We start from the raw sequence: 1,928 nt of genomic DNA on the forward strand, positions 1-1,928 counted from the left end.
AAAGCTTACTTTAACCGAGGACTGACTAGATATAAATTGAGAGAGGTTCAGGGAGCATTTGAGGATTTTCAGAAAGCAGCAGGGCTTTTTAAGCAGCAGGGGAGAATGGATTCTTATCAAGAGGCAGTTTCTCAAATTACAAAGCTATGGTGTTAGTTGAGTTTTCAAATTAGAAATTGGGAATGGGAAATTGGGCAATTGGGGAATGGGGAATGGGAATTGGGGAATTTGTAAGGTGCGCCATAAGCACCCTACACCTATAGTTAAAGTTAGCCAATTCTCAAGGCTGCATCGGCAGGTTGAGGGTTAGGATTACTAGGAATCCTAGATAAAGGAATTGCAAAGGCTGCATTTTGAACAGAGGCGACAGTAGAATTTTGTACCACAGTACCAGCCGCTGCCAAGTTAATGACAGTATTGCTTCCAGATTGAGTGAATGTAGTATCGGATAAATTTCCTGTCAAAGCAATGCGATCGCCTTCCTCTGGTCTAAAATCAACTATTGTATGACTTGTCGGGGGTAGGGTAATAAAAGGAAGAGAAGCAGGATCTACTCCGAGCAAAACAAAAGTATCTGCACCACTACCTCCTGTGAGAGTATTGTTGCCTGTATCTCCAATCAAAATATCATTGCCATCACCACCAATTAAGATATCATCCCCTTGACCGCCTCGCAAAAAGTCGTTACCAGCATCACCATTGAGAATATCGTCAGCGAAATTGCCAATCAGAATATCGTTGCCAACACCACCGCTAATGGAATCGTTACCTTTGCCACCTCGCAAAAAGTCGTCACCGACTTCGCCACTGATGGTATCGTTGCCTTGGCTGCCATTAATTGCATCATCCGTCGGTGAACCGAGGATGCGATCGTTTGCGCTACCTCCCACTACACCGCTGGGATTTTGCTGAGAGTCTTGGGAAGTGACTTGATAGTTGTTGGGGGTATTTGGCAGTCTGAGCGCTCCCAAAGATAGATTTACGAAATTGGTACTATTAATTAAATCGTTGAGCACATTAACATCGGTAATGATGCTAGAAACCCGACTGGGGACGATTCCTTGAACGACTTTTGCAGTTGAAATGCGATCGCCCTGCTGCACCGCATTCACCGTTTCAAAACCTTGAATAACATTGCCAAAAACAGCATAACTACCATCCAAAAATGGCAACTCATCCAAAGCAAAATAAAACTGCGAAGAAGCCGAATCCAAAGCATTGGAACGAGCCATTGCCACAGCGCCGCGATTATGCCGCAACTGCGGCCTCTGGGTGACAACTTGGTTGTAAACAGGTTGCGCGGCCCCTTGCGGCTTAATTTCCAAAGGAATAAAACGCGCCTGATTGGTATCCGGGTCAATAAAACTACCCGTTCCCAATTGACTTGCCGGAATTGTCGTATCCCTGCTGCGCGGATCACCTCCTTGCACAACAAAAGGATCTGGCTGACGCACAACTCGGTGAAACATCACCCCGTCGTAAATGCCTCGTTCAACTAAGTCAACAAAATTTCCTCCAGTAATCGGGGCATTAGTGCCGTCTACTTCGATCACAACGGGTTGACCGTTAATTACCTGGACTACTATAGCTTTGCCTGTTAACGGGAGTGCAGCGCTCATGGGTAAATTGCTATTTGAGTGAGTGATCTTGGGGTTTTAGAAGCAATCCGCGAATTGCCTCTACCTATTTAATCAGAAAACTGTAAACTTGTCTGTAAGTACAGTTCTACTTCTAAATTTATGATGTCCCGTCGCCAGTTCTTTAGCACTTTATTGGCAAGCAGAAATATCAGCATTCTTTAACTTAGCAGCGGACAAATTAGCGCCGCTCAAATGGGCTTATTGGAGATTTGCTCCCCGCAAATCGACTGCGCTCAAATCGCACTGTTTCCACAAAAAACTGACGCACCAATTATCCTTTAATAGGTG

The 1,928-nt window shown here is 44.9% G+C and carries 1 protein-coding gene and 1 pseudogene; both read right to left on the reverse strand.

Annotated features, from left to right (window positions below):
* Positions 1–269 precede the first annotated feature (269 nt).
* On the reverse strand, positions 270–1,619 hold the full coding sequence (locus tag QUA07_RS29830; protein WP_333332846.1) for a peptidylprolyl isomerase: 1,350 nt from the start codon (positions 1,617–1,619) through the stop codon (positions 270–272).
* 150 nt (positions 1,620–1,769) lie between these two features.
* Positions 1,770–1,838: pseudogene (locus QUA07_RS30195) on the reverse strand (pentapeptide repeat-containing protein); the annotation flags it as partial.
* Positions 1,839–1,928 lie beyond the last annotated feature (90 nt).

This window comes from Microcoleus sp. T3_A4 (genome assembly GCF_036700465.1).
Taxonomy (GTDB): Bacteria; Cyanobacteriota; Cyanobacteriia; order Cyanobacteriales; family Microcoleaceae; genus Microcoleus.